The organism is Robertmurraya mangrovi (genome assembly GCF_034427655.1).
Classification (GTDB): domain Bacteria; phylum Bacillota; class Bacilli; order Bacillales; family Cytobacillaceae; genus Robertmurraya_A; species Robertmurraya_A mangrovi.
The window spans coordinates 56,116-83,009 of record NZ_JAXOFX010000002.1; the positions used below are offsets into that span (position 1 = coordinate 56,116).

At 35.1% G+C, this 26,894-nt stretch carries 20 protein-coding genes and 1 other annotated feature; of the genes, 15 read left to right on the forward strand and 5 right to left on the reverse strand.

The window, feature by feature from the left end; translation table 11 throughout:
* Positions 1 to 3 precede the first annotated feature (3 nt).
* The gene (locus SM124_RS03355) at positions 4 to 489 is read right to left on the reverse strand and encodes a LiaI-LiaF-like domain-containing protein (RefSeq protein WP_322445326.1); all 486 of its coding nucleotides are present in this window, start codon (positions 487 to 489) and stop codon (positions 4 to 6) included.
* Positions 490 to 790: 301 nt separating this feature from the next.
* On the opposite strand from SM124_RS03355, the gene hemA reads away from it, so the two are divergent.
* From hemA to ysxE, 8 genes are all read left to right on the forward strand, one after another.
* Positions 791 to 2,137, forward strand: a complete 1,347-nt coding sequence (gene hemA, locus SM124_RS03360; protein ID WP_322445327.1) for a glutamyl-tRNA reductase — start codon at positions 791 to 793, stop codon at positions 2,135 to 2,137.
* 15 nt (positions 2,138 to 2,152) lie between these two features.
* A complete protein-coding gene (locus tag SM124_RS03365; RefSeq protein WP_322445328.1) occupies positions 2,153 to 2,986 on the forward strand; it encodes a cytochrome C assembly family protein in 834 nt (277 codons plus the stop codon).
* A 19-nt stretch (positions 2,987 to 3,005) separates the two neighbouring features.
* Positions 3,006 to 3,941 (forward strand): hydroxymethylbilane synthase, encoded by a 936-nt coding sequence (hemC, locus tag SM124_RS03370; RefSeq protein ID WP_322445329.1) that lies wholly within the window; start codon positions 3,006 to 3,008, stop codon positions 3,939 to 3,941.
* A complete protein-coding gene (locus SM124_RS03375) occupies positions 3,938 to 4,717 on the forward strand; it encodes a uroporphyrinogen-III synthase (RefSeq protein ID WP_322445330.1) in 780 nt (259 codons plus the stop codon). The genes hemC and SM124_RS03375 overlap by 4 nt, the downstream gene beginning before the upstream one ends.
* Before the next feature lie 12 nt (positions 4,718 to 4,729).
* The gene (gene hemB / locus SM124_RS03380; protein ID WP_322445331.1) at positions 4,730 to 5,707 is read left to right on the forward strand and encodes a porphobilinogen synthase; all 978 of its coding nucleotides are present in this window, start codon (positions 4,730 to 4,732) and stop codon (positions 5,705 to 5,707) included.
* Between the two features lie 33 nt (positions 5,708 to 5,740).
* Positions 5,741 to 7,027: a glutamate-1-semialdehyde 2,1-aminomutase gene (gene hemL / locus SM124_RS03385; protein WP_322445332.1), complete on the forward strand. Its 1,287-nt coding sequence runs from the start codon at positions 5,741 to 5,743 to the stop codon at positions 7,025 to 7,027.
* Between the two features lie 197 nt (positions 7,028 to 7,224).
* The gene (gene spoVID / locus SM124_RS03390; RefSeq protein ID WP_322445333.1) at positions 7,225 to 8,505 is read left to right on the forward strand and encodes a stage VI sporulation protein D; all 1,281 of its coding nucleotides are present in this window, start codon (positions 7,225 to 7,227) and stop codon (positions 8,503 to 8,505) included.
* 164 nt (positions 8,506 to 8,669) lie between these two features.
* Positions 8,670 to 9,737 carry a spore coat protein YsxE gene (ysxE, locus tag SM124_RS03395; RefSeq protein WP_322445334.1) on the forward strand — a complete coding sequence of 356 codons (1,068 nt, stop codon included), beginning with the start codon at positions 8,670 to 8,672 and terminating at the stop codon, positions 9,735 to 9,737.
* Between the two features lie 14 nt (positions 9,738 to 9,751).
* Here the strand turns inward: ysxE and SM124_RS03400 are convergent, their stop codons facing one another.
* Entirely contained in the window at positions 9,752 to 9,943 is a 192-nt protein-coding gene (locus tag SM124_RS03400; RefSeq protein ID WP_322445335.1) for a YszA family small membrane protein, read from the reverse strand.
* Between the two features lie 250 nt (positions 9,944 to 10,193).
* Positions 10,194 to 10,432: a binding site (T-box leader), on the forward strand.
* 48 nt (positions 10,433 to 10,480) lie between these two features.
* Here SM124_RS03400 and SM124_RS03405 point away from each other — a divergent pair.
* From SM124_RS03405 to SM124_RS03425, 5 genes are all read left to right on the forward strand, one after another.
* Positions 10,481 to 13,126, forward strand: a complete 2,646-nt coding sequence (locus SM124_RS03405; protein ID WP_322445336.1) for a valine--tRNA ligase — start codon at positions 10,481 to 10,483, stop codon at positions 13,124 to 13,126.
* A 72-nt stretch (positions 13,127 to 13,198) separates the two neighbouring features.
* The gene (locus SM124_RS03410; RefSeq protein ID WP_322445337.1) at positions 13,199 to 14,515 is read left to right on the forward strand and encodes a bifunctional folylpolyglutamate synthase/dihydrofolate synthase; all 1,317 of its coding nucleotides are present in this window, start codon (positions 13,199 to 13,201) and stop codon (positions 14,513 to 14,515) included.
* Positions 14,516 to 14,795: 280 nt separating this feature from the next.
* Entirely contained in the window at positions 14,796 to 16,514 is a 1,719-nt protein-coding gene (locus SM124_RS03415) for a sensor domain-containing diguanylate cyclase (protein ID WP_322445338.1), read from the forward strand.
* Between the two features lie 156 nt (positions 16,515 to 16,670).
* On the forward strand, positions 16,671 to 17,525 hold the full coding sequence (locus SM124_RS03420) for an ankyrin repeat domain-containing protein (RefSeq protein WP_322445339.1): 855 nt from the start codon (positions 16,671 to 16,673) through the stop codon (positions 17,523 to 17,525).
* Positions 17,512 to 21,570 carry an Ig-like domain-containing protein gene (locus SM124_RS03425; RefSeq protein ID WP_322445340.1) on the forward strand — a complete coding sequence of 1,353 codons (4,059 nt, stop codon included), beginning with the start codon at positions 17,512 to 17,514 and terminating at the stop codon, positions 21,568 to 21,570. Before SM124_RS03420 ends, SM124_RS03425 begins: the two co-directional genes overlap by 14 nt.
* Before the next feature lie 32 nt (positions 21,571 to 21,602).
* Here the strand turns inward: SM124_RS03425 and SM124_RS03430 are convergent, their stop codons facing one another.
* The 3 genes from SM124_RS03430 to SM124_RS03440 are packed head-to-tail and all read right to left on the reverse strand — an operon-like array spanning position 21,603 to position 24,298.
* Positions 21,603 to 23,171: a hypothetical protein gene (locus tag SM124_RS03430; protein ID WP_322445341.1), complete on the reverse strand. Its 1,569-nt coding sequence runs from the start codon at positions 23,169 to 23,171 to the stop codon at positions 21,603 to 21,605.
* Positions 23,172 to 23,184: 13 nt separating this feature from the next.
* Positions 23,185 to 23,820 carry a PulJ/GspJ family protein gene (locus tag SM124_RS03435; protein ID WP_322445342.1) on the reverse strand — a complete coding sequence of 212 codons (636 nt, stop codon included), beginning with the start codon at positions 23,818 to 23,820 and terminating at the stop codon, positions 23,185 to 23,187.
* Positions 23,813 to 24,298: a type IV pilus modification PilV family protein gene (locus SM124_RS03440; RefSeq protein ID WP_322445343.1), complete on the reverse strand. Its 486-nt coding sequence runs from the start codon at positions 24,296 to 24,298 to the stop codon at positions 23,813 to 23,815. The genes SM124_RS03435 and SM124_RS03440 overlap by 8 nt, the downstream gene beginning before the upstream one ends.
* A 148-nt stretch (positions 24,299 to 24,446) precedes the next feature.
* On the opposite strand from SM124_RS03440, the gene SM124_RS03445 reads away from it, so the two are divergent.
* Both SM124_RS03445 and SM124_RS03450 read left to right on the forward strand, forming a co-directional pair.
* A complete protein-coding gene (locus SM124_RS03445; RefSeq protein WP_322445344.1) occupies positions 24,447 to 26,030 on the forward strand; it encodes a hypothetical protein in 1,584 nt (527 codons plus the stop codon).
* 92 nt (positions 26,031 to 26,122) lie between these two features.
* Positions 26,123 to 26,881: a PRC-barrel domain-containing protein gene (locus SM124_RS03450; protein WP_322445345.1), complete on the forward strand. Its 759-nt coding sequence runs from the start codon at positions 26,123 to 26,125 to the stop codon at positions 26,879 to 26,881.
* Positions 26,882 to 26,894 lie beyond the last annotated feature (13 nt).

Consider the following 26,894-nt stretch of genomic DNA (forward strand, 5'->3'; position numbering starts at 1 on the left):
CTATTACTTTTTCTTAAAAAACAATAAATAAGCACCAATGACAATCAGCACTACCGGCCAGAATCTCCAAATAATATTTACTCCGTTTTCCAACAACCCCAGCCATTCCACCACTTTGTCATAAAATAGTAGTAAAACTGCTAATACTAAAAATAAAATTCCTTGGAATAAACCCGTACCAACTTTTTGATAGCGCAGTAAAAAACCTAAAGCAATGATTAAAATAAAGGTACCAATATGATCTGGCCAAACTTGAAAATGTTTAATCACATGAAAATGGATGCCGAAGCCAGTCAAAATGACTCCAGGTAGAATGGCTTCATAGTCCTTCGCAATATAGGCTTGAAATAAAAATGCTAATCCGACGATGGCTAGTAACGTAGGCCACGTATAAAACTGCTGGAAAATTTCAATCTTAGATTGTTGTAAAAAGAAATAAGTGCCGAAGCCAATGAGGATAAATCCAGGGAATATGCGTTGGTTTTTCATTTGTTATCACTTCCAGTAAGGTATACTTGAATCATTTTGTTTTTTTTGGTACTGTACATAAGGGAAGACTTGTCGATTCATGACAAGTTAAATATTTGTATATATTTTGTTAAGAATTGTTTACAGATTAAAACATGTTAGTATAACAGTAAAGCAGTAAGTGTTTACTCGTGCTTTTCAACTATACATTTTATCACATGTGTTCATTATCTGTTCACATTTTCATTAAAATATGAAAATCTGACATGTTATAATATTTATTAGTGTCATTATGCTATTAACTTGGGGGTGTCATGATAATATGCATATTCTAGTTGTCGGTCTAAATTATAAAACTGCCCCTGTCGAAATTCGTGAACGTTTGACGTTTAACCCTTCGCAGTTAGGGGATGCCATGAAGAAACTGAGCGGCAAAAAAAGCATCCTAGAAAACGTCATTTTATCAACGTGTAACCGTACTGAAATCTATGCGGTTGTGGATCAACTTCACACTGGCCGTTATTATATTAAAGAATTTTTATCAGAATGGTTTAATATAGAGCAAAACGAATTTTCTCCGTATCTTTTCATCTATGAACAAGATGGGGCTATTAATCATTTATTTAATGTTTCTTGTGGACTGAACTCCATGGTTCTTGGAGAAACACAAATTTTAGGACAGGTGCGTTCAAGCTTCTTATTAGCACAGGAAGACGCAACAATTGGGACGGTGTTTAACCAATTATTTAAACAAGCCATTACTCTAGCAAAACGTGCTCACTCGGAGACAGACATCGGTGCGAATGCCGTATCTGTTAGTTATGCAGCCGTTGAGTTAGCGAAGAAGATTTTCGGTTCACTAGAAAAGAAGCATGTTCTTATTTTAGGTGCCGGAAAAATGGGCGAGCTTGCGATACAAAATCTTCATAGTAACGGTGCAAGCAAAGTAACGGTTATTAATCGTACTTTTGAAAAAGCACAGAATTTGGCTGAGCGTTTTTCAGGAGAAGCAAAAACATTACAAGAACTACAATGTGCTTTAGTGGAAGCAGATATTTTAATCAGTTCTACTGGTGCGAAAGAGTTTGTTGTAACGAAAGAAATGATGGTTCAAGTAGAGAAGCTTCGTAAAGGGAAGCCATTATTTATGGTTGATATTGCGGTTCCTCGTGACCTTGACCCAAAACTTGCGGAACTTGAAAGTGTATTTTTATATGATATTGATGATCTTGAGGGAATTGTTGAAGCAAACCTTCAAGAACGTAAAAAAGCGGCTGAAAAAATTATGCTTATGATTGAAGGGGAAATTGTTGATTTCAAACAGTGGCTGAATATGTTGGGTGTTGTTCCTGTTATTTCAGCGCTACGTGAAAAAGCATTAGCTATTCAAGCTGAAACAATGGAAAGTATCGAGAGAAAGCTTCCGAATCTTTCAGATCGCGACCGTAAAGTATTAAATAAGCATACAAAGAGTATTATTAATCAAATGTTGAAGGACCCAATTTTACAAGCTAAAGAGTTAGCTGCTAGATCTGATGCTGATCAGGCTTTAGATATGTTCATGAAAATCTTTAATATTGAAGAGCTAGTGAAACAACAACAAGAACCGAAAGCAGCCAATCACAAGCATGTAACTGTACAGTCAGCACAGGCTTCTTTTCAATCATAAGCGAGGTTGGAGTCCATGATTGATGTTTATATGACGAGACTTCACGAGTTGACTGTTGTCTTGTATGCATTTAGTGTACTTTTATATTTTATTGACTTTCTACATCATAACCGGAAGGCGAACCGATTTGCCTTCTGGTTACTTGCATTTGTGTGGGTATTACAAACGGCCTTTTTATTTTTTTATATGGTCAAAACAGGTAGATTCCCCGTGCTAACCATTTTTGAAGGGCTCTATTTTTATGCGTGGGTACTGATTACACTCTCATTAGGGATTAATCGCTTACTTAGAGTAGACTTTATTGTTTTTTTTACAAATGTACTAGGCTTTATTATTATGGCCATTCATACATTCGCTCCGGTTCAATTTGAATCTGAAGTGATGGCACAACAGCTTGTTTCAGAATTATTGTTAATACATATTACAATTGCCATCCTTTCTTATGGAGCATTCTCCCTTTCATTCGTTTTCTCCTTATTATATTTAATTCAATATGATTTGCTGAAAAGGAAGAAGTGGGGAACTAGATTGTTAAGAATCACCGATTTATCAAAGCTTGAACACATGTCATATGTTTTAAATGTTATTGGTGTGCCGATGCTAATGCTAGCGTTAATATTAGGAGTACAGTGGGCTTATATAAAACTTCCTAATATGATTTGGTACGACCCAAAAGTAGTCGGTTCCTTTAGTGTGTTACTGGTTTATAGTATGTATCTTTATTTAAAGGTCGGAAAAGGAATGTACGGAAAGTCCTTAGCCCTATGGAATATAGCTTCTTTCTTAATTGTTTTAATTAACTTCTTCTTATTTGGCAAATTATCATTTTTCCATTCTTGGAATTCATAAACGTACATAGGAGGCTCTCATGAGAAAAATTATTGTTGGTTCTAGACGTAGTAAGCTTGCATTAACACAAACAAATTGGGTTATTGATCAATTAAAAAAGTTAGATTCTTCTTTTGATTTTGAAGTAAAAGAGATAGTTACAAAAGGGGATCAAATTTTAGACGTTACTCTTTCAAAAGTTGGCGGTAAAGGTCTATTTGTAAAAGAAATTGAGCAAGCGATGCTAGATAAAGAAATTGATATGGCTGTTCATAGTATGAAAGATATGCCGGCTGTTTTACCGGAAGGACTTGTGATTGGAAGCATTCCATTTAGAGAGGACCACCGTGACGCTTTAATTTCAAAAAATCATGTTTCTTTAAACGACTTGGAAGCCGGTTCTGTTGTAGGAACAAGCAGTCTTCGTCGTAGTGCACAATTATTAGCTCATAGGCCAGACCTTGAGATTAAATGGATTCGTGGAAATATTGATACAAGATTGGGAAAACTAGAATCAGGTGAATACGATGCTATTATTTTAGCGGCAGCAGGTCTATCTCGTATGGGTTGGGCAAAGGACGTTGTTACTGAATTTCTAGATGATGAGATGTGTGTACCTGCTGTAGGGCAAGGCGCATTATCGATTGAATGTCGTGGAAGTGATGAAGAACTTCTACAGCTACTAGAGAAATTTACTTGTCAAAAAACAAGCCAAGCGGTTTTAGCAGAACGTGCCTATTTACATAAAATGGAGGGTGGCTGCCAAGTACCAATTGCTGGCTATGCTTATATCAATGAAGACTCTGACATTGTGTTAACGGCACTTGTTGGATCTCCTGATGGAAAAATCATCTATAAAGAACAAGTAAAAGGGCAAGACCCTGAACAAGTTGGTATTCAAGCGGCCAATGCTCTTATTGAAAAAGGCGCTAAAGATCTGATTGACCAAGTGAAAGCAGAGCTTGATGGAGAATGAGCTCATGCCTTCCTTTACAAGGAAAGAAAGTTTTAGTTCCAAGGGGAAAAAAGGAAGCAAAAGCTTTTTCTAATTTAGTTGAACAGTATGGAGGGATTCCGGTTGAAATCCCTCTCATTGCTTTTCGAGCCGTTCAAGAAACAACTGAGATTCAACATACGATTGAATCATTACATACATATGACTGGATTATTTTTACAAGCAATGTTACGGTAGAAACGTTCTTTCAGTTATTAGGAGAATTTGACCGTAATCATTTTCCCAAAATCGCTGTTATCGGAGAAAAGACAGAGCAGACATTGAATCAAAAAAGTCTTTATGTTGATTTTATTCCTGACGATTACGTAGCTGAAGGATTTGTTGAAAAGTTTTTACCCATTGTTCATAAAGGCATGAAAATTCTTTTACCAAAGGGGAATTTGGCAAGAGATTATATAGCCACCACTTTAAGAGCAAATGGAGTACAAGTCGATGAACGGATCATATATGAGACTTATTTTCCTGAAGAGAATAAAAAAAAATTAGTGGACTTACTTGTCAAGAAGGACTTAAATATTCTTACTTTTACTAGTCCATCTACTGTGGACCATTTGATTGAAGTGGTTAACGAACATGAACTACATCATTCAATTGAGCCATGCATCATTGGCTGTATTGGTCCGATTACAAAGAAAAAATTAGAAGCGCATGGATTGCGTGTTCATGTGATGCCTGAGGTCTATACAGTCAAACATATGTTAGAAGATATTTGTACATATATAACAAAGAATCAGTAGGAGGAATTTATTATGGATTATCAATTCTCTCGCCATCGCAGACTACGTTCAAGTGTGAATTTGCGTGCAATGGTTCGCGAAAATCACCTTCACCTAGAAGATTTAATTTATCCTTTATTTATTGCTGAAGGAAACGACTATAAAAAAGAGATTTCTTCTATGCCAGGAGTATTCCAAGTTTCTTTAGACAAGCTTCAAGCTGAAATGGATGAAGTTGTTTCGTTAGGAATTAAATCAGTCTTGCTATTTGGTATTCCACATGAAAAAGATGAGTGTGGCCAAGGAGCTTATCATGACCATGGAATTGTTCAAAAGGCAACACGCTTAATCAAAGAACATTACCCAGAAGTGATTGTTATTGCTGATACGTGTCTATGCGAATATACAAGCCATGGACACTGTGGAGTGATTGAAAATGGTAAGGTATTAAACGACCCTTCATTAAAATTGTTAGCGGATACAGCGGTTAGCCAAGCAAGAGCTGGGGCAGATATTATCGCACCTTCTAACATGATGGATGGATTTGTAGCTGCCATCCGTGCTGGTTTAGATGAGGCTGGATTCCACGATACACCAATCATGTCTTATGCGGTTAAATATGCTTCTTCTTTCTATGGTCCATTTAGAGAGGCAGCTGAAAGTACACCTCAATTTGGTGACCGTAAAACGTATCAAATGGATCCTGCAAACCGTATGGAGGCCTTTAGAGAAGCGGAATCGGATGTACTCGAAGGAGCAGACTTCCTGATTGTAAAGCCTGGCCTTCCGTACTTAGATATCGTTCGTGATGTGAAAAATAACTTCCAATTACCTGTTGTGATATACAATGTAAGTGGAGAATATTCAATGGTTAAAGCAGCTGCACAAAACGGCTGGATTGATGAAAGAAATATCGTTATGGAAATGCTTACAGGGATGAAACGTGCTGGAGCAGATTTAATTATTACGTATCATGCTAAGGATGCAGCACGCTGGTTAAAGGAACAATAATCGAATCGACAATTCAAACTGGAGGAGATTTTCATGCGCTCTTACGATAAATCAATAGCAGCTTTTAATGAAGCAAAAACATTAATGCCAGGCGGTGTAAACAGTCCGGTACGTGCGTTTAAATCAGTTAAAATGGATCCGATTTTCATGGAAAGAGGAAAAGGGTCTAAAATCTATGATATCGACGGAAATGAATATATCGACTATGTTTTATCATGGGGTCCACTTATTTTAGGTCATACCAATGATCGAGTAGTTGAAAGTATTAAAAAGGTGGCTGAACTTGGTACAAGCTTTGGTGCCCCTTCGTTAATAGAAAGCGAAATGGCGAAACTTGTTCGTGAGCGTGTTCCTTCTATTGAAGTCATTCGTATGGTTTCGTCTGGTACAGAGGCGACGATGAGTGCCTTGCGTTTAGCACGTGGATATACGAATCGAAATAAAATCTTAAAATTTGAGGGCTGCTACCATGGCCATGGTGATTCATTGCTGATTAAAGCAGGTTCAGGGGTTGCTACACTTGGTTTACCAGATAGCCCTGGTGTCCCTGAGGGTGTCGCTCAAAACACAATTACGGTTCCTTATAACGATTTAGAAAGCGTACGATATGCTTTCGAACAATATGGAGAAGATATCGCTGGAGTGATTGTAGAGCCAGTGGCAGGAAACATGGGTGTCGTTGTTCCTCAACCAGGTTTCTTAGAAGGTCTTCGTGAAATCACAACACAATACGGCACACTACTTATTTTTGATGAAGTAATGACAGGTTTCCGTGTTGGTTACCATTGTGCTCAAGGTGTTTATGGCATTACACCTGACCTGACTTGTCTAGGAAAGGTTATCGGTGGAGGCCTTCCAGTTGGCGCATACGGAGGAAAAGCGGAAATTATGGAGCAAATTGCACCAAGTGGTCCGATTTATCAAGCTGGAACGTTATCAGGTAATCCATTAGCGATGTCTGCAGGATATGAAACGCTAAGTCAATTAACACCTGAAAGCTATGTGGAATTTGACCGTAAAGCAGCTTTACTTGAGGAAGGTCTAGCTCTAGCAGCTCAAAAATATGACATCCCTCATTACTTAACGAGAGCTGGTTCTATGGTTGGCTTCTTCTTCACAAACGAAGAAGTAACAAACTACGAACAAGCAAAAACTTCAAACCTAGACTATTTTGCAACATACTATCGTGAAATGGCTGACCAAGGAATCTTCCTACCACCTTCACAATTTGAAGGAATGTTCCTATCAACCGTTCATAGCGACGAAGATATCGAAAAAACCATTCACGCTGCTGAAATTGCTTTTTCTAAGCTTAAATAATTTGTATGGCACTCATCAAAAGATGGGTGCTTTTTTACGATTAAAACAAAACTTGTCCTACCGATATGAACCCTCTATTTAAAAGGAAATTCAACATTCCCGAAAATAAAACGTTTTTATTCATAAAAATATTATCTGTTTCATAGAGTGTTAATGACATAGTGATTATACGAAAAGGAACGAAAGGAGGAATCGCTTTGTCTCAAGAGAATGAGTCATGCCTAAGATTTTCATTAGAGGAATCCGTGTGGTTTCAAAAAGGACAGGAAGTAGCGGAGTTAATCTCAATTTCGCTTGATCCAAATATTAAAATTCAAGAAAATGATCTATATGTAACCATTAAAGGCGCTTTACAATTAACGGGAGAATATAAGCGTTATGAAGACGAGGAAGCTGTAGAAGAACTATTATCTGCTCCTAAATTTATTCAAAATGTTGAAGACCGAGGAGAGGGAGTATACGAATTCACTCACCGTTTCCCTGTTGATATTACTATCCCAAATAACCGCATTCAAAGTGTATACGACATTGGGGTGGAAGTAGAATCTTTTGACTATGTTTTTCCAGAGCGCAGCTGCATGAAGTTAACAGCTGACTTGACCATTAGCGGATTATATGGTGACCAACAGCATGCACCTGCTAATGAAATTGAAGAAGAGCAAGTCGAGGTACAAGAGGTAACCCAATCATTTGAGCAAGAAGTAGAAAGACCAGTTGAAGTGGAACTGGTGGCTGAGCAACAAGTAGAAGAGCCACAGGAAATCGAGTTTGAACTTGAGCCGCTCTATCGTTCTTCGGCTGCAGTAGCAGAGGTAGAAGAAGAAGTAGAAGAAGTTGCTCAACAAGAGGAAGTTTCCGACGTTAAGCAAGAAGTTTTAGAGGAAAAAGAAGAAGACCTATATACTCCTTTTGAGGCAGAAGCTAGAAAACTGCCAGAATCAGAAGAAGTAACCAATACATTGAATAAAGAAGAAAACTGGGAAGCTCCAACTGTAACGGTAAATGAAGGAGCTAGTTCTGAAGCTGTAACAGCTGTTTCTGAAGTTCAAGAAGTTGAGCAAAAGAAGCCGGTTAGTCCTGAGATTTCGTTCTCGGCACAACGAAAAGAAGAAAGTGCTCCGGTTGAACCTAAAGACTATAAAAAGGAAGAAAGCTTTAGTTCACTTCTTTCAGAGAAAGAAGAAGTGGAAAGTGAATCTTCTTCATCATCTTCATCTTCAGAGGAAGTAGTGAAAAAGAAGAAAAAGCCATCTTCTAAAAAAGGTTTATCTTTAACTGAATTTTTTGCTAGAAAAGAAGAAGAGGAACTTGCGAAATTAAGGATGTGCATTGTTCAGCATGGTGACACTCTTGACACGCTAGCTGAGCGTTATGATATTAGCGTTCAACAATTGCTTCGAGTGAATCGTTTAGAAGTTAATCAAGATGTATACGAAGGGCAAGTATTATATATTCCTATTGTAGTTGCCCAGAACTAACAAGGAAACAGGCTGGGTAGGTATAAAAACACCTGCTCAACTGTTTTCTTTTATTTTTACCAGTTTAGAAAGTTGAAACTAGAAGCCATAATACTTCCCTGGCATTCATAGATATGTAGAAACAGCGTTTATGAAAATAGCCTGGACGAAAGAAGTGAACTGAAATGAATACGCAAAATCGTCTTCAACAATTTGCTCCGATTTTACAAAACTACTCCGTTCAACCACACTTTATTGAAGACTTTGGAAAAGTACAAAGAGTATATTCAGATAAAGGTGTTTTTGCATTAAAGAAAATTCCTATTCATCAAGGAACTGAATTTATAAAAAATGTTCATTTTTTATATCAAAAGGGTTTTAATCGAATCGTTCCCATCTATCCAACCATTGATGGTCGTTATGCCGTATTAGATAAGAAATATTTATATTATTTAATGCCGTGGCTTCCTAATGAAGAAAAAGAGAATAGAAGTAAGCGCCATGAGCAGCTATTCCGCGAGCTAGCAAGGCTTCATACATTATCAGTCAGTGAAGTGAAGATTAATAAAGAAGAAAAGGAACAACATTACGAGGAATCTCTTCATCATCTAGAAACACAAAATGAATTTATAGAGGGCTTTATAGATGAATGTGAAACTAGATGGTATATGTCTCCTTTTGAACTTTTATTCTGTCTTTACTACAATGATATTTTTCAGGCTCTAAAGTTCTCAAGAAACAAAATGAAAGATTGGTATGAGCAAACGAAAGAGGATGAAAAAGCTAGAGCGGTCATTATCCACGGTAAAATTTCAACAGAACATTTTTTATTTGATGAGAGAGGATATGGCTACTTCTCAAACTTTGAAAATAGCAGGAAGGGTTCTCCCATTCATGATTTACTACCATTTTTATCTAGATCCTTAAATACGTATCCCAAAAAACAAGAGGACTATATTAATTGGTTTTATACGTATTTTAAATACTTTCCGTTAAAAGATGAAGAGATGCTCCTGTTCTTAAGTTACTTAGCTCACCCTGGCCCTATTTTACGGACAGTAGAGCAATATCATAAGGCGGAAAAGAAAAATGAAAGAAAGTTTGTCCAACAATTGCAGCGAGATTATTGGCTCTTAAAAAACACGGAGTATATTGTGATGCGTATCGAGGAAATTGAAAGGCAGAAGAAGCAAGCACAAGCGGAGGCTCAGGCACAAGCGCAAGCACAGGCACAAAATGGAGCCCAAAGTTAATAGAAACTTGGGCTCTATATTACTTCTAATCGGAAAGCAATGGCAATCATAATAAAGATAGCTAAAAGAAGTACATCAAATGTAGTTGGAATCAATATGGTCCGGATTCCTTGAAACACACAGAAGGGTATAATAAACTGAGCGCAAACCGCTCGTGTTGTCCTCAACCAAGGTGGCAGTGTATAAGGGTTAAATCTCCTCTTCATGATCTCCCATCCTTTCTTCTTTCTTATTTCCACCAAATTAAAATAAAAAAGTCGTTAATGGCCTATATGTTAATCTTATGATTAGGTTTCTATGATTGTGTCTAAAATTTCACTCGTGCATAAACTAAGAGTACGAATAAGCTGAGGGTGATGAATCATTTTTGTATAGAAACAAAAAAATTCGGTTATCCTTATTGACGTTAGCAACTATTTTTAGGTAGTATTATGATTATAAATTAATCTATATAAGACAAAAGCCTTGATAGGGAAGAGTACTATGCTAGCCGACTTGAAGAGAGGAAAACCATTAGCTGGGAGGTTTTCTAAGCGGATCCATAGGAAGGTCGCCCTTGAGCTTCTTTTGCGAATGATATCTTATCTAGTAGTAAAAGACGGGAAAACCGTTATCTGATTTGAGAGCCAATCCAATATTTTATTTGGGCTGGAAAAAAAGGTGGTACCGCGAAGCAAACTCCATTCGTCCTTTTATGAGACGAATGGAGTTTTTTATTTTTTCGGAAATTGGAGGAAATGAAGATGGAAAACAATGAATTAACAATGCCAACGAAATACGATCCGCAGGCAATTGAAAAGGGTCGTTATGATTGGTGGTTAAACGGTAAATTTTTTGAAGCAAAAGATGATGAAAGTAAACAGCCTTATACGATTGTAATCCCACCACCGAACGTTACAGGGAAACTACATTTAGGCCATGCATGGGATACAACTCTACAAGACATCCTGACTCGTATGAAGCGTATGCAAGGGTATGATGTACTATGGTTACCAGGTATGGACCACGCTGGTATCGCTACGCAAGCGAAAGTAGAAGAAAAGCTTCGTAACGAAGGCATCAGTCGCTATGATTTAGGCCGTGAGAAATTCGTTGAAGAAACATGGAAGTGGAAAGAAGAGTACGCACAACATATTCGTCAACAATGGTCTAAATTAGGTCTTGGATTAGACTACAGCCGTGAGCGTTTTACTTTAGATGAAGGCTTATCAAAAGCCGTTCGTGAAGTATTCGTTTCACTTTATAAAAAAGGGTTAATCTATCGCGGTGAATATATCATCAACTGGGATCCTTCTACGAAAACAGCTCTTTCAGATATTGAAGTTATTTACAAGGATGTACAGGGTGCATTCTATCACATGAAATATCCTTTAGCTGACGGTTCAGGCTTTATTGAAGTAGCAACAACTCGTCCTGAAACGATGCTTGGTGATACAGCTGTAGCGGTACATCCGGAAGATGAGCGTTACAAACACTTAATCGGTAAAACCGTAATTCTACCAATCGTTGGTCGTGAGATTCCGATTGTTGGTGATGATTACGTTGATATGGAATTCGGTTCTGGTGCAGTTAAAATTACTCCAGCACATGACCCTAACGACTTTGAAATTGGAAACCGTCATAACTTAGAGCGTGTATTAGTAATGAATGAAGACGGTTCAATGAATGCTAATGCGGGTAAATATAAGGGCTTAGATCGCTTTGAGTGCCGTAAGCAAATTGTAAAAGACCTTCAAGATGCAGATGTATTGTTTAAAATTGAAGAACATATGCACTCTGTTGGACATTCTGAACGTAGTGGTGCTGTCGTTGAACCTTACTTATCAACACAATGGTTTGTAAAAATGCAGCCACTAGCAGACGAGGCAATTGCTCTTCAAAGTAAAGAAGAGAAAGTAAACTTTGTACCTGACCGTTTCGAAAAAACTTACCTACACTGGATGGAGAATATTCGTGACTGGTGTATTTCTCGTCAATTATGGTGGGGACACCGTATTCCAGCTTGGTATCACAACGAAACAGGCGAAGTACATGTTGACCATGAGCCACCAGCTGACATTGAAAATTGGACACAAGATAACGATGTACTAGATACTTGGTTTAGTTCAGCACTATGGCCGTTCTCAACAATGGGCTGGCCTGAAGAAGATGCACCAGACTTCAAACGTTACTATCCAACAGCTTGCTTAGTAACAGGTTATGACATCATTTTCTTCTGGGTATCTCGTATGATTTTCCAAGGCTTAGAATTTACAGGCGAGCGTCCATTCAACGATGTATTAATCCACGGATTAGTACGTGATGCTCAAGGTCGTAAAATGAGTAAGTCATTAGGAAACGGTGTAGATCCAATGGATGTAATCGACCAATATGGTGCTGACTCCCTTCGTTACTTCCTATCAACAGGAAGCTCACCAGGTCAAGACTTACGTTTCAGCATGGAAAAAGTTGAAGCAACTTGGAACTTTGCTAATAAAATCTGGAACGCATCCCGTTTTGCTTTAATGAACATGAACGGCTTGAAGTTCGAGGAAATTGATTTAACAGGTGAAAAATCAGTTGCAGATAAATGGATCTTAACTCGTCTAAATGAAACCATTGAAACGGTTACTCGTCTATCTGATCGTTATGAGTTCGGTGAAGTGGGCCGTGTTCTTTACAACTTCATTTGGGATGATTTCTGTGATTGGTATATTGAAATGGCGAAGCTTCCTCTATACGGAGAAGATGAAGCAGCGAAATTGACTACTCGTTCAGTTCTAGCTTACGTACTAGATAACACGATGCGTCTATTACACCCATTCATGCCATTTATTACAGAGGAAATTTGGCAAAACCTACCTCACGAAGGAGAGTCTATTACAACAGCTAAATGGCCAGAAGTAAATGCTGAACTATCTGATAACCAAGCTGCTACAGAAATGAAACTGCTTGTTGAAATCATTCGTTCAGTACGTAATAGCCGTGCAGAGGTTAACACGCCATTAAGTAAGAAAATTAAAATGATTGTAAAAGGGAAAGATGAAGCAGTAATCGCAACGTTAGAGAAAAACCGTGGCTATATTGAGAGATTCTGTAACCCAGAAGAACTAATTATTGCTTCTGACGTAGAAACTCCAGATAAAGCAATGACAGCGGTTGTAACGGGTGCTGAAATCATTTTACCTCTAGAAGGACTAATCAATATTGACGAAGAAGTGGCTCGTCTTAAAAAAGAATACGATAGATTAGACAAAGAAGTAGAACGTGTTCAGAAGAAACTAAGCAACGAAGGCTTCGTGAAAAAAGCTCCTGAAAAAGTAATTGAAGAAGAAAAAGCAAAAGAAAAAGATTACTTAGAAAAGAGAGCAGCAGTTGAAGCACGAATTAAAGAATTAAAAGGGGAATAATGTAATTTTTAGAGACGAATCCTAACTTGAGGATTCGTCTTCCTCTTGTTATAAAAGTGGAGGTGCAGTTAGATGTTTCAAACATATAAAGAAGCTATAGAATGGATTCATGCAAGACTAAGACTAGGTATGAAGCCAGGTTTATCAAGAATGGAATGGATGATGGAAAAGTTAAATCATCCTGAAAGACGAATAAAAACCGTACATATTGGTGGAACAAATGGAAAAGGTTCTACCGTTACTTATCTGCGCTCTATTTTACAAGAGGGAGGTTTTAAGGTAGGAACCTTTACTTCCCCATACTTTGAGCAATTTAATGAAAGAATTTCAGTGAATGGCCAGCCCATTAGTGATGAGGAGATTGTTCAATTAACGAATGTCATAAAACCATTGAGTGATGAACTAGAGAAGACAGACTTAGGTGCTCCAACTGAATTTGAAGTCATTACCGCAATGTCATTTTACTATTATGCTTTTGTTAACCCAGTTGATATAGTTTTATATGAAGTCGGGCTAGGTGGCCGATTAGATTCTACTAATATTATTCATCCACTGTTATCTATCATTACAAGCATTGGACTCGATCATACGAATATTTTAGGTGAGTCGTATGCTGAAATTGCTTATGAAAAAGCTGGAATTATCAAAAATGGTGTTGGGTTGATAACAGCAGTTAAGCAACCAGAGGCGTTAGAAGTTATTCGAAATCAAGCTAGGGAAAAGAAATCTGCCATGTATTTATTAGGGGAGCAGTTTTCGGTTAATAATCATCATTCTTTAACCGGTGGAGAGTCATTTAATTTTCAATCTATTTTCCAAGCATTTGACGAGTTAGAGATTTCAATGATTGGAGAGCATCAAGTTGAAAACGCATCGTTAGCAGTTATGGCAACATTGCTTTTGAATAAATATTATTCCTTTATGGTGGAAGAAGAACAGATTAAAGCGGGGCTGAAAAAGGCTTACTGGCCAGGGCGGTTTGAAGTTATGTCTGAATCACCATTAGTAGTAATAGACGGAGCTCATAATGAAGAGGGAATTACCACACTTGTAAATGAACTCGAAAAAAGATATTCCAATAAAAAGAAAAACATCATTTTTACTGCTTTAAGTGATAAAAAACTAGACAAAATTATTATGAAACTAGACCAAGTAGCAGATAAAATTACTTTTGTTGAGTTTGATTATCCAAGAGCATCCCGTGCGGAAGATTTGTTTTCTATGAGTCAATCTCCTAACAAACATTTGGGGAAAGACTGGAAGAGTGAGTTGGAACAACAACTTACTCAATTAGACGAAGAAGAAATGTTAGTGATTACTGGTTCTTTGTACTTCTTATCTGAAGTAAAACCTTCTCTATTAAATTTATTAAATAAAGCTTTTTTCTAAAATTTATCTAGTTCTAACTGAGTACTAACATCCATAATAAATTGAGTGCTTTCGGATTTTTTAAACAAATATATTTTAGAAAAAAGCATGCCATCCGCATTTGTAGCACTTACATTTGATACTAGGGGTAAAAATCGGATTTAGGATTTTTACGTTAAAACATTTCAAAAAAACAGTCTTAAAAAATAAAACGTGATAGTCAAAAGTTTGAAAATTTGATAAAATAGAAATATTGACTATGAAATTTTGTTGAAATAACTTAAGGGAGGGAAGAAAAAATATGAAACCGCAATTTAAACGCAATATATGGATAAGTTGGTTATTAGTCGTTCCACTTGGTATGTGGTTAATTTATCATTTCTTTCCTCCCGATTTTCATAACTTATCTTTAGATTTAGTCGCATTCTTTTTACTAATGAGCTTTGTGAGTTCCATGCCAATGGTTATCAATAACACGCCGATTTTCTTAGTTCAATGGGTTTCATTGGCGGTATTCTTAACTTTTGGGTTGTTTATAGAAATGATATTTATGCAGCTTATGATAATCATATTGCTAATCAGAGTGCGAATCCCTAAGGAACAGCTTTATCGTCTCCCTTTAAATTCATTGATGTTTTTTCTAATCTCTGTGTCTAGTGGTTTAGCCTTCTATGCGGTTGGTGGAACACATGGAATGAATTTAGTTGAGGAACCAAAATCGATATTATTAGTGCTGGTTTACGCCTTTGTAATATACCTATCAAACCAAATATTACTATCAATCATCTTATATGTAATCCATAAACATAAAAGATACCTTTTAGGGAAAGACTTTATTTGGGAAACAGCCACTACTATTTTAACGCTTCCTGTAGGAATGGTTCTCTATATTTTATACCTTGATGTAGGATTGCTAGCTGTTCTATTTATAGGAGTACCATTTGCTAGTTTATCTATTATCCTAAATCTCTATTATTCTAGTGATAAAATTAATAATTATTTACAAAAAGCAACGGAGATTGGTCATGAACTGGCAGAACGGTTAGAAGAGAAAGAAGTAATGAACCTTTTTATCCAGAAAATATCAACGATGTTGCCTGTAGACTTTGCTTACATTCTTGATGTAGTAAATGAAGAAGAACTTCAGTTGATTCGTAGAGTAGAAAAGGGCGAGGAAAAAGACCCTGGAAACATTAAGCCTTTGAAAAAAAATGAAGGAATAAGTGGCCTTGTTTGGTCTACTAAGAAAGCTGCTCTATTTACGAAAAAGAAAGAATGGAAAAATATCGTTGAAGGGTATATGCCTGAATCAGTTGAAAGTGTGCTATGCGTCCCTATCGTTCGTAACAACCAAGTGGTAGGAGTACTACTTTTAGCCTCATCTCAAAAAAGAGCATATGAAAAATCCCAGCTTATGATTGTAGACATCCTTTGTTCATCTTTTGCTGTGGCAATCGAAAATGCCCGTCATTACGAGAAAACAAAGGAACACAGTGAACGCTGTGCACTGACCAAACTCTATAATTATCGCTACTTTGATAACTTACTAAGTGAAGAGTTCAATAAACTTGAAGTAGGCGAAAGAAATTTACTCTCATTGATTATCCTAGATATTGACCACTTTAAGAGTGTGAATGATACTTATGGGCATCAAAGCGGGAATGAGATTTTGTTTGAACTTGCTGGAAGACTTAGAGCACTAATCGGCTCTAAAGGTACGGTCGCACGTTACGGTGGAGAGGAATTTGTTGTACTTTTGCCTGAAATTGATAAATATGAAGCACTTGAACTAGCTGAGCTTGTAAGAAGGTCCATTGCAGAAGAACCGTTTACTTTGGCCCAGCATTTAGATTGTATTGCTGGTGATTATGTTAAAGTGAACATTACGGCTTCAATTGGAGTGGCAACTGCTCCGGAAGATGCGGATGATTCGATGGCGTTGATTAGGCATGCGGATCGGGCGTTGTATGTTGGGGCGAAGCGGGCAGGTCGGAATCGGGTTGCAGAGTATATTAAGTGAGAATTCCCTGTGTAATTTCTGACACAGGGAATTTTTATTTTGTTGCAAAATAGTAATAAATAATGGTGTTGAAGACATAGGTAAATTGGTATAATTAAATATAGGAACAAATGATTAGTAGAACATATTTTAAATAAACTAATATGAGGTGTTTGAATGCGCCGATTAATAATGTTTATAACTATATTAATCTTGTTAACAGGTTGTTACAATAAATCTAGTATTGATAGTCAAGAAGATATTTACAAGTATATTCAAGAAGGGGACACTTCAAAAGTTATTGAACTAGTTACAAAAAAGAATATTAATGAGCAGATTAAAGATAAAGAACCCATAATTCTTTACGCTGGAAGTATTGGAAATGAAGAACTTACAATTTCATTGTTAGAAAAAGCACCCGACCTTAATATGAAGAATCATATAGGGAATAACCTTCTACACATAGCTGCAGAAAATAATATGAAAAAGTTAGTTGAAAAAATAATTATTAATAAATTAATTGATATAAATGATTTAAATAATTTTTCTATGACTCCTTTATATTTAGCGTTAACCAAAAATAATAATGATTTAGCTAAATTATTGCTTAGAAATAATGCTGACCCTAATGTTGCTAATATGGAAGGGTTTACTCCCCTACATGAAGCTGCTTCTAAAAATAATGAAGAAATAGTTAAGATCCTTATAAAAAAGGGTGCTTCTGTAGATACAGCTACCTCGACTATGTTAACTCCTCTTATGATTGCAGCTCAAAATGGACAAACAGAAATAGTTAAACTGTTAATAAATAAAGGTGCAGATATTAACGTAGTAGATGTTGACGGCTACAGCGCGTTAGCCTACGCTATCCTATCAAACCAAACCGAGTCAACTAAACTATTATTATCATATAATTCCAAACAAGATATAAAGGTGTCAGGAGACCACAGTTTAATTGATTTAGCTAAAATGAATAATAATAATGAATTGGTAAAAATAATTGAGGGGAGTGGAAAAAGTGAAAAAGATTAGCCAATTGACAATTGTTTTAATATTAATACTCTCAGTCATATTACAAGGAAGTATATCGGTTCAAGAAGTAAAAGCCAATACGTCAAAATTTCATATACTTGAAATTGTAGATAACGGTGAGAGTAAATTAAGGTCTATTCTAGATGTTAATTTGTATGAAGTCACTAAAATAAGGATGAAGGAATTTGTTTCTGAGCGTAACGATATAGATGGACTCTATGATGCCATTTATATAGGAGAAGGTACATATAGTCCAGCACTTCCAACACTAGACCCAAATCCCTTTACACAAGATACATCTAAGTTAAACTTGCTTACAAGTTCAACTACAGCAAGGGAAAAATCACATAATACATTAGGTGTAATGAACGATATAACTAAATTAAAAGCTGATGAAATATTAAGATATTATGTAAATAAGGGTCTGCCCCTTATCATGCATAGTAGCATAGCTAACCAATCTTCCGAATTCCTTAAACAGGAAGATAAAAAATCTATATTAAAAGATACTTTTTTCAAATCTGAGATTCTGTCTCAAAAAAATGTGTATGTGATTGACAACTTAACGAGTTTTCCTACAAAGCAAATAGAACCTCAAATGATTAAGCCTAAAATTTCAGATGTTACTGTAAGTACAACAAATAACGAAAACCCTAAAGTTAAAACGGAAATGAAATTTAAGTTTAAGATTTTAAAAGGTAACCCAGATCAACTAACCGCTAATTTTTACATTGACCTAGACTACAATAACCGATTTTCACAAGAGGAAATTCTAGTCTCCAAGAGTGCTAGAAGCTTAACAAGACTTCAAGATGAATACGAATTATCCTATCGACTTCCAAAGGGTTACTCTGGCCCTAGGTTTTGGAAATTAGAGTTAGTCAATGAGACAGATTTAAAGGACATTAGAAAAGGTTCATTCAATTTTCAAGGTGAGAAGGTTGAAATAAAAATCCTCCAGGTGTTACCTACTAATGGATCAGGAAATTTAATTAATGTCCTAAATTCAATTCCTGATAAAGCAAACAATATAATCGAGACAAATGAATTTAAGATGATAATTGATACTGTAACTATTGATGCATTTATAAAGCCTGATTCAAGTTCAAAAAGCTATAGCAAGATTAACGATGGCTACTACAACATGATTGTATTTGGATTTAAAGATCAATATGGAGATCAGTCAATAACGCCTGCAGCAGCTCAACAGTTAAGAAAATATGTCGAAACAGGACAAGGCTTATTCCTTACTCACGACACATTCAGGAGAGACCGGAGTTCTTCAAATAATGACGTACTACTAGCAACCAACAATTGGTTAAAATATTTATTTGATTTATCTGGTCAGAATTATGAACTTAAAACTGCTACAAACAGTACGACTTTAGCGGAAAAACTAGAGAACCCTGGTAAATATTATGTAGAACATAATTTTGGCCGTAGCGGCGTAGCTACTACAACAAAGATAAAACAGGTCAATAAAGGATTAATTACAGAATATCCTTATAAACTAAGTGAAGCAATTGATGTAGCAAATACTCATTCCCAATATTTTGCTATTAATCTTGAAGATCCTGAAGTCACACCTTGGTACAATTTAACTTCAAAGCATAGGGATAATGATGATAGCTGGAATCACTATTATATCTATTCATATAAAAATATTACTTATTCCGGTGCTGGTCATACAACGAATAATTTTAGTTCTGAAGAACAAAGGCTATTTGTTAATACATTGTATAGATCATTTCTGAGTTCTAATCACCAGCCAGAAATCTTGTTGCTAGATCCTAAGGAAAATGAAAAAATTCCATCATATCAAGACATTAACATTACTTATCAAGTAGAAGACTTAGATTTAGTTGATCGTTTTCTTGATACAAAATTATATATTAATAATCAACTTGTATTAGAGAAAAACAAGATTCCTAATGGATCAATTGTTCCTTATATGTATAAACATGGGCTAGACCAAGGTGGATCGATTGATATAAGAATAGAAGTTAGTGATCAAAAAGGAGCCAAAAGGTTTAAAAACTTTAGACTTCAAGTTGAAAAAGAGGAAACAGACTTTGGATTATCTAGACAGATTACACATAACCAACTTAAAGTTGGTGAACCATATAAGATTCAGTATGCTATTAATCCAAAGGTACTTAATTTACCTGAACAGACTTTCAATACAAAACTTTTAAAGCCAATTGCTCTATATGATGATCATCTGACTGAATCACTTGTAGGCTCTAACATTACTCTTCTAGAATCAACAGATTTAGTAAATGGAGAAGCAGTGTCCTTTGTTGGTAATCAGAGTGCTAATGAACTAGAGAGTCGCATTGCAAATGGAGTATATGAAGACATACAAAAAGAATACGTTTCCATAAAAGAGATGAATTTAATTTTAGAGGATCTCATAAATAAAAATAATAATCCATTTGTAAATGGAAAAAATCTAGGTCCGGTTATAAAAGGATTCGATTCTATAGAAAGTCACGAGACTTTCTATCTCCCAATCATAGATAACTACAAAAAAGTAATGAAAATTGCTCAGTTTTCCAATCTTCATTACAATGATCGTAATGGTACCAATGCAAGGATTACTGCTAAGTTAGTTGGCTTCATCGGTGGGGTTAATAAAAAAGTTAGATTATCATTTCAAGAAGAATTTCCAGCGGGAATTAAAATTGAAACAAATGACGTTTCAGGATTAAGTTTAGTAACTCGCAATCTTTCCAATGGTAAGACATCTATTAAAGGTGAAATTCCTGACATTTTATATACACAACAACCTAATGGAAGCTATATAGCTCAACCAGTAAACTTTGATATTTTTATAACACCTACAAATTCTGGTTTGTATGAATTGAATAATTCTAATGTAATAGAAAACACAACAACAAAAAAACAATATAAATTCCCTAACTTGCTTTTTGAAGCAAAGGATGGGATGAAAGGTTTTACAGCACCGAACAAAATGACCCTTTATGTTGGTGCTGACAGCAAAAAGGTTCCTTTAGTTTTTGACCCTGATAATGCTATTGAAGAACGATTAATTAAAGAAATAAGATGGGACCTTCTAGACACGAACATTGCAACAATAGATAATTCCGGGATTATTACCGGAAGAAATGAAGGTATAACAAAATTAAAGGTTAGGGTCGAAGATATTTTCGGAACTATACACCCTTCTAGAGATTCTTGGGTGGAGATTGAAATAGAAGTAATTAACCCGGTTAAGTCTATCTCGGCCCCGGAACAGATTAACCTATATGTAGGTGAAAAGGTTGATTATCGAATTGAAGTACAGCCAGAAAGTGCCAGAAATAATCTGATATGGGATTTAGGAAATATCTCTATCATAAATGTAGATAAAACAAACGGGAAAATCGAGGGATTGAAAGCTGGGGAAACAACAATTACTCTTAGAGGAATATCTGATAATGGTGAACCTATTACTAAAACAACTAAAGTAATTGTAAAGCAGAAAGTTACGAATATAACATTAAATCCAGCTACAGTTACATTAAATGTTGGTCAATCCTATAATTTAGGTGATGTAAAAGTCACTGTATCTCCTGAGGATGCATCGGACAAAGGATTTAAATGGATAAAGGATTCTAATCAATTTATAGAGTTTAGTGGAAATACGGTTGAGGCTGTTCAACCTGGTACCACATCGATTAAAGTTTTGTCAGACGATGGAAATGCACAAACAGATTTAAGAGTTATAGTACTTTCGCCGCTACAGGGGATAAAATTTGATCCGAGTACTAAACAAGTCAGAAAAGGAAGCACTCTTAATTTGAAAGGATATTTAAAGAAACTACCTAACAATACAACGACTAGAGTTGGTAGTATCTCATTTAGAGTAGATAATAATGACCTTGCATCCGTTAACGAGGATGGTCAATTCTATGCTAAGAGATTAGGTACAGTAACCGTTACAGCTGAGCTTGAAGCTGAAGGTAAAACATTCAAAACAGAAATGGAAATAAAAATAGTAAATCAAAACGACGATAAAAATAGTAATGGAGATTTGTACTAATACTAAAGGGTGCTTCCGTAGACGAAGCACCCTTAATTTTTTTCTATAGGATCAGTTAGGAATAATAGCTGATTTACTCTAGGTAGACCTTGTGATTGATTAATAAACAGTGTTTTATTATTTGAGATTACTAGTCGTGAATCATTTATAATTCTCGAAGGTGTAAAATTTAAGTCTTCACTACCTATGCTCACAGTTCCACGGAAGCTATTGACTTCTAAATCGCCTCTAGCAAATAAACCACCTGTAATTGAAATATAGGAACCAACTGCATATAATTGAGCATCACTAGCGGTATAGAAATAGGCATTAAGTTTGTAACTTGAAAAGTCTGGATTTGAAAATTTATTAATTTTAGCAATTTTCAAGGTCTTTTCATTAAGAAGTATTAGTTCACCTGTATTTCCATTATCGTAAGAAAAACCAGTAATATTGGCGTCTATCACATCAGCATTTCCTAATACATAGACCGTAGAATCAAACGCCACATCTCCTTTTATAGTGAGATTACCTGTAATAAGTAGATTAGCTTGTACATTTAATTTTTCTGTCCCTATATTTTCAATATGAGCATCACCATCAATAATTAGCCATTGGCCTTTTTCTATTTTAAATAGTGGCTCATTTCCGAAGGTTCTACTATTAGGCTCTATAAAAATATCTTTATTAATGTAATAACTTTTATTTGAATTTGTAGCTTCCGAAGTATTGAGTATGTTTTCTACCATGTAAGAAAGTTGATTGAATTGAATGCTATTACTAGTTTCAATGTATGTAGCACTCACTCCCAATTCAATTAGCTTATCAATCATTGTCCTTGGAATATTTACCTCGATATATTTTTCATCAGGTATAAAATACCTAGGTGTATACTCTTCCTTTTCAAAACCTTTGGACAACTCGTTAACTTGTATAGTTCTCCATGCACTAGGATGTCTTGGATTCATCTCTGAGTCCCTATAACAGGATGTAGTAGAACAATACTGAATAGGACCATAAATCTCAATGTTACTATTAGGACTTGCTATTGATAACTCCGTTTTTCTAGTTTTTCTCTCGCTATTAAATATATATCTAGCTTCATCACTTAAGAATAATGCTTCGTTAGCGTAGATATCTCCATCTTTTACATAAATGGAGCCATTCATAGTAAGATCTTTTCTAGAGCCCAGAGCATACTTTAAAAAGCTTGGCATTGCTGTAACATATAGCCTCTGAGTATATTTATTACCCGCAGAGTTATAGCTAGAGGACACATCAAAAACTCTTGTATAATCTACATTTAAATCAATATTAAAATTGGTACTTACATCGATTATTTCATATTTAGCTGGATTTGATAGAATCTCTTCTATAACCTTTTGATATTCTGTTATATCCATTGTCGCAGTATACTTTGAGTTGATAGTTGACTTAATGTAGGCAATACCTTCATTAACCTCTTTAATAGCATCTAGATTATGAGTCACTTCATCTTCTCTAATCGAAGTTCGTTTTGCTCCTCCAATACTTGCCGATAATATTGATATTCCCAGTACTGTGAAAGTTAGCATCATGAGCAATACCACTAATAGAGAAGAACCATTTTCATTTTTAAACATAAAATCACTCCAGTTAAAAGCCGAATGTACTTTTTAAAATTATAGGTTCTGTCTTTAATAGATTCCTTTGTTTAGAATCTGTTAAAACTAAATTTAAAGATATGATTCCGTGTTTACATTTACCAACCGAATCGTTTTTTGTACACTGGTTAATTTCTACATAGGAATGCTCAGTAACTCCATTTGCTGTTACTGTGCTGTTACTAGAATGTTCAGTGGAAATCTCTTGAATTTTTTCGGGAACGCCACTAAGGCCGCATTCTCCGCCGCATTTTTTTATAAAGAAGTTGTTCTTAACACTGTCAAAGTATATAACTATCTGAGTGTCAATCACGTTGGAGTCTTCCACGAGATAGCGATTGACTGTTTTCTCCCTTAGTCTTGTTAATTGAATCCCTTTATCTCCAGTAGATGCATTGGAATAGTTATCTACATAGTTTGGGCTATTTTCATATTGAACATTTAATAACATGGTTGCAATATAGTCTGCATCATCTCTTAATTTACCTTCTATCCCTATCTTCTGATAGAGTTTTATACCAGTGATAAATACACTATATATAACAGTCGAAATAATTGTCATGATTACTAACGTTATTAAAACTTCAATCAATGTCATACCTTGATTATTTTTTAATAATTTATTCATTTTTTATTAACCCCTCAGCTATTGCCTCTTGATCATGGTCACCCCATTTTACTCTAACTAGGGCAGAAATTAAGTACTCAGGATGTATAGGATGTTCCGATAAAATCACTTCAGTAGTAAAGGTAACGTTGTTAATTTTATTTGAGAAGAACCCATTACAAATATCAGCATCCGAAAAGTATAAATTATCGGGAGTATTCGAGCTTTTTTCGCTGCAACTTCTTATTGTAATTTTATCAACAGAAGGAGTTTCCAAGTAGTTCTTAAAGGTTTGGAAGTCCTGCTGCTCAACGTAATGCAAAACATTTCTGGCTACATTAATCCCAACGGTCTTATTTTCGTTTACTTTTGTATATGAATAAGCTTGATTAAAAAAAGCTAGGATAGAAATAAATAAAATTCCTAGAATGGATATAGACAGTAGTACTTCAAGTAAAGTTAAACCTGCATCATTTCGAAAAAAATTACTATTTATCATTTACTCGCCTTCTTTCAAAATACCTAATATTATTATACAATATTTAAGAGTCGAGAAATGTCTATATAGGACGAAAATAGTACTTTCCACGAAATTGTAGAAAATAGATATTAGTAGGTTTTTATACTTATTTAAAAGGGGTGAAAAAATGGAGGAATTCTTAATTTCAATTGCAGCACTGGTAATTCTAGTTCCTATAGTATACTTTTTACCTCTAGGGCTCTCGAAAAAAGGGAAAATAACCCTTATTGTTACTGCGTTATTTCTAGCAAACCTTGGTTTACTTACCAGAAACCAATATCCATTGTGGCAAGTAGTACTCATATTACTATTACTATTATCCTTAATTACATATGTAATAGATAGGAGATTTGGTAAGCAGGTTTACAAAGTATTAGTAGACAAAGAGATTACTAATTTTGAAGAATTTAACAACGTTAAAACCAAGGTAGAACCGAAACAATTAGAAATCAATAATAATCTAGAGCATTCATTAAATGAGATTAATTTGGAAGAATTTGAATCAATTATCGATAAAAATGAGCAGAAAAGTAATTTTAATTCAGCAGAAAACTTTGTAGATTTAGAGGGAATTAATATTGATGAAATACAAGTAACAGATTCAGTAGAACCAAAGGTTCCTAAGCAGGATGTTGTTTTAAATATTGCTGAACTTGAAGACTCCATTGAATTTTTTAATGACAAAGAGAGTACAATTCAAGAACCAATATCCACTATTGATATTAACCACGATGAAAGTGCTGAAAATGAAGTGTCTGGTTATATGTCTGATATTGAAAAATTACTAGAAGGGGATTTGGATTTAGAAACATTACTCTTAGAAGAAAATCAAGTTAACACTTCTAATCCAGAAGGTGAAGATAGAGAGAATATTCCATTGGATATTCAGGACTCCGACTATCATATAGAAGAATTAAATTTGGAAGAAATCAGCATGGGCATCATAGCTTCCAATGTTTCTGAGTTAGATTTTGATGTAATTGAGGAAATAAATATTGATAATGGAGAGAGCATTACCGATGCACTAGAGAACATTCAGATACCCATTTTAACTGATATAGAGGAAATTAAACAGGAGCATTTAAACTCAAAGGAATATGAGAGTGTACCTATATTAACAGAAGTTGAAATTGAAGAAAGTACTTTGGAAGAAGAAGGTTACAATATTGGAGAATTAGGAAAAATTAATAATAACGAGAAAGATTCTCGAATAAAAGATGTCCCATATATTGAGGTTTTAAATCAAGTTGCTGTTAGTTTTGATTCTAATAACGCATATAACGGGGAATTGAATCAGCCTCGAAGTGAACAAAATGACGAAATACATCATGTAATGATTACAGAAGAACTGCAGGAGGAAAACTTATTTAAATCACCTGTATTCGACGAATTAGAAGATATGGAAGAACAGACAAAACAAAGGCAAAAAACTTTACTTCAACAAAAGTTATTTCAGACAATGGTAGATCAATTATATGTAGCTAGAAAGACAATGTTGCTCGAAGAGTATGAAAGTCTTATTATTCAACACTTACACCCTGATATGTCAGTTCAAGAATATTACACTTTCGCAAGCTTACTTATTCAACATTATATTACACATAAAGAAAGACCTAAGTTAAAAGTCTTGTTAGAAGATTTGATAGATAAAATGGAAGATTATCCAGTATTGGAAATGGAAATTCAATATTTATACGAACAATATTGCTGAAAAAACACGACGATTTTCCCAGAACGTGATAAAATGTTCTACAGTAAAATAATGTTTCGTGAAATTTATAGTTAGGTGTGGTGACTTTATTAATGAAGAAAAGTACTCAAATAAATGGCTTACCTATTATTAGTATTGCAGATGGTAATCAGATAGGAAAAGTAAAATCTTTAGTTATTAATCCAGAAAAAGGAACTGTAGATTTCTTAACAATCGAACATGAAGACTTCCAAGTAAGTGTAAAAGCAATTCCTTTTAAAAAAGTTGTAGGAATTGGAGAGTATGCCGTAACTGTAGATAGTGAAAATGCAGTTATTGATTTAAATGAAATACCAATTGCTAACCAACTTGTAAATAAGAAAATAAAAATTATTAATACAAAAGTAATGACTAGAAAAGGCGAGTTAGTTGGAGAAGTTATTGAGTTCTTCGTCGATCAAGACTCTGGAATCATTCTTGGTATGCAGTTAAAAGTAACGGACAAAGAAGTAGCTCTAGCTTCAGATTCTGTTGTTACTTTTGGTAAAGATATTATTATTGTTAAGGAAGATGCCTCTTTGAATTTCCTAGATTCTGTCGAAGATTTAGATAGAAAAGAAAATGTAGAGGATGAACTAACTGATGTTCTTTCAACTGAAACAGGTTACAAGGAAGAAAAAGAAATTAAGGCACTAAAAGAAAAGCAAATTGAACTGCTAAACGGAAAAAGAGTAATGAAAGATATCCTAGATAAGGATGGAAAGATAATTTTTCATGAAGGAACTGTTTTAACTTCTGAATTAATTGAAAAAGCGCAGGCTGAAGGTCCAAGTCTAGTTGTTGAACTATCTATGAATGTTGAAGTCGTTTAAAGGAGGCCATAAA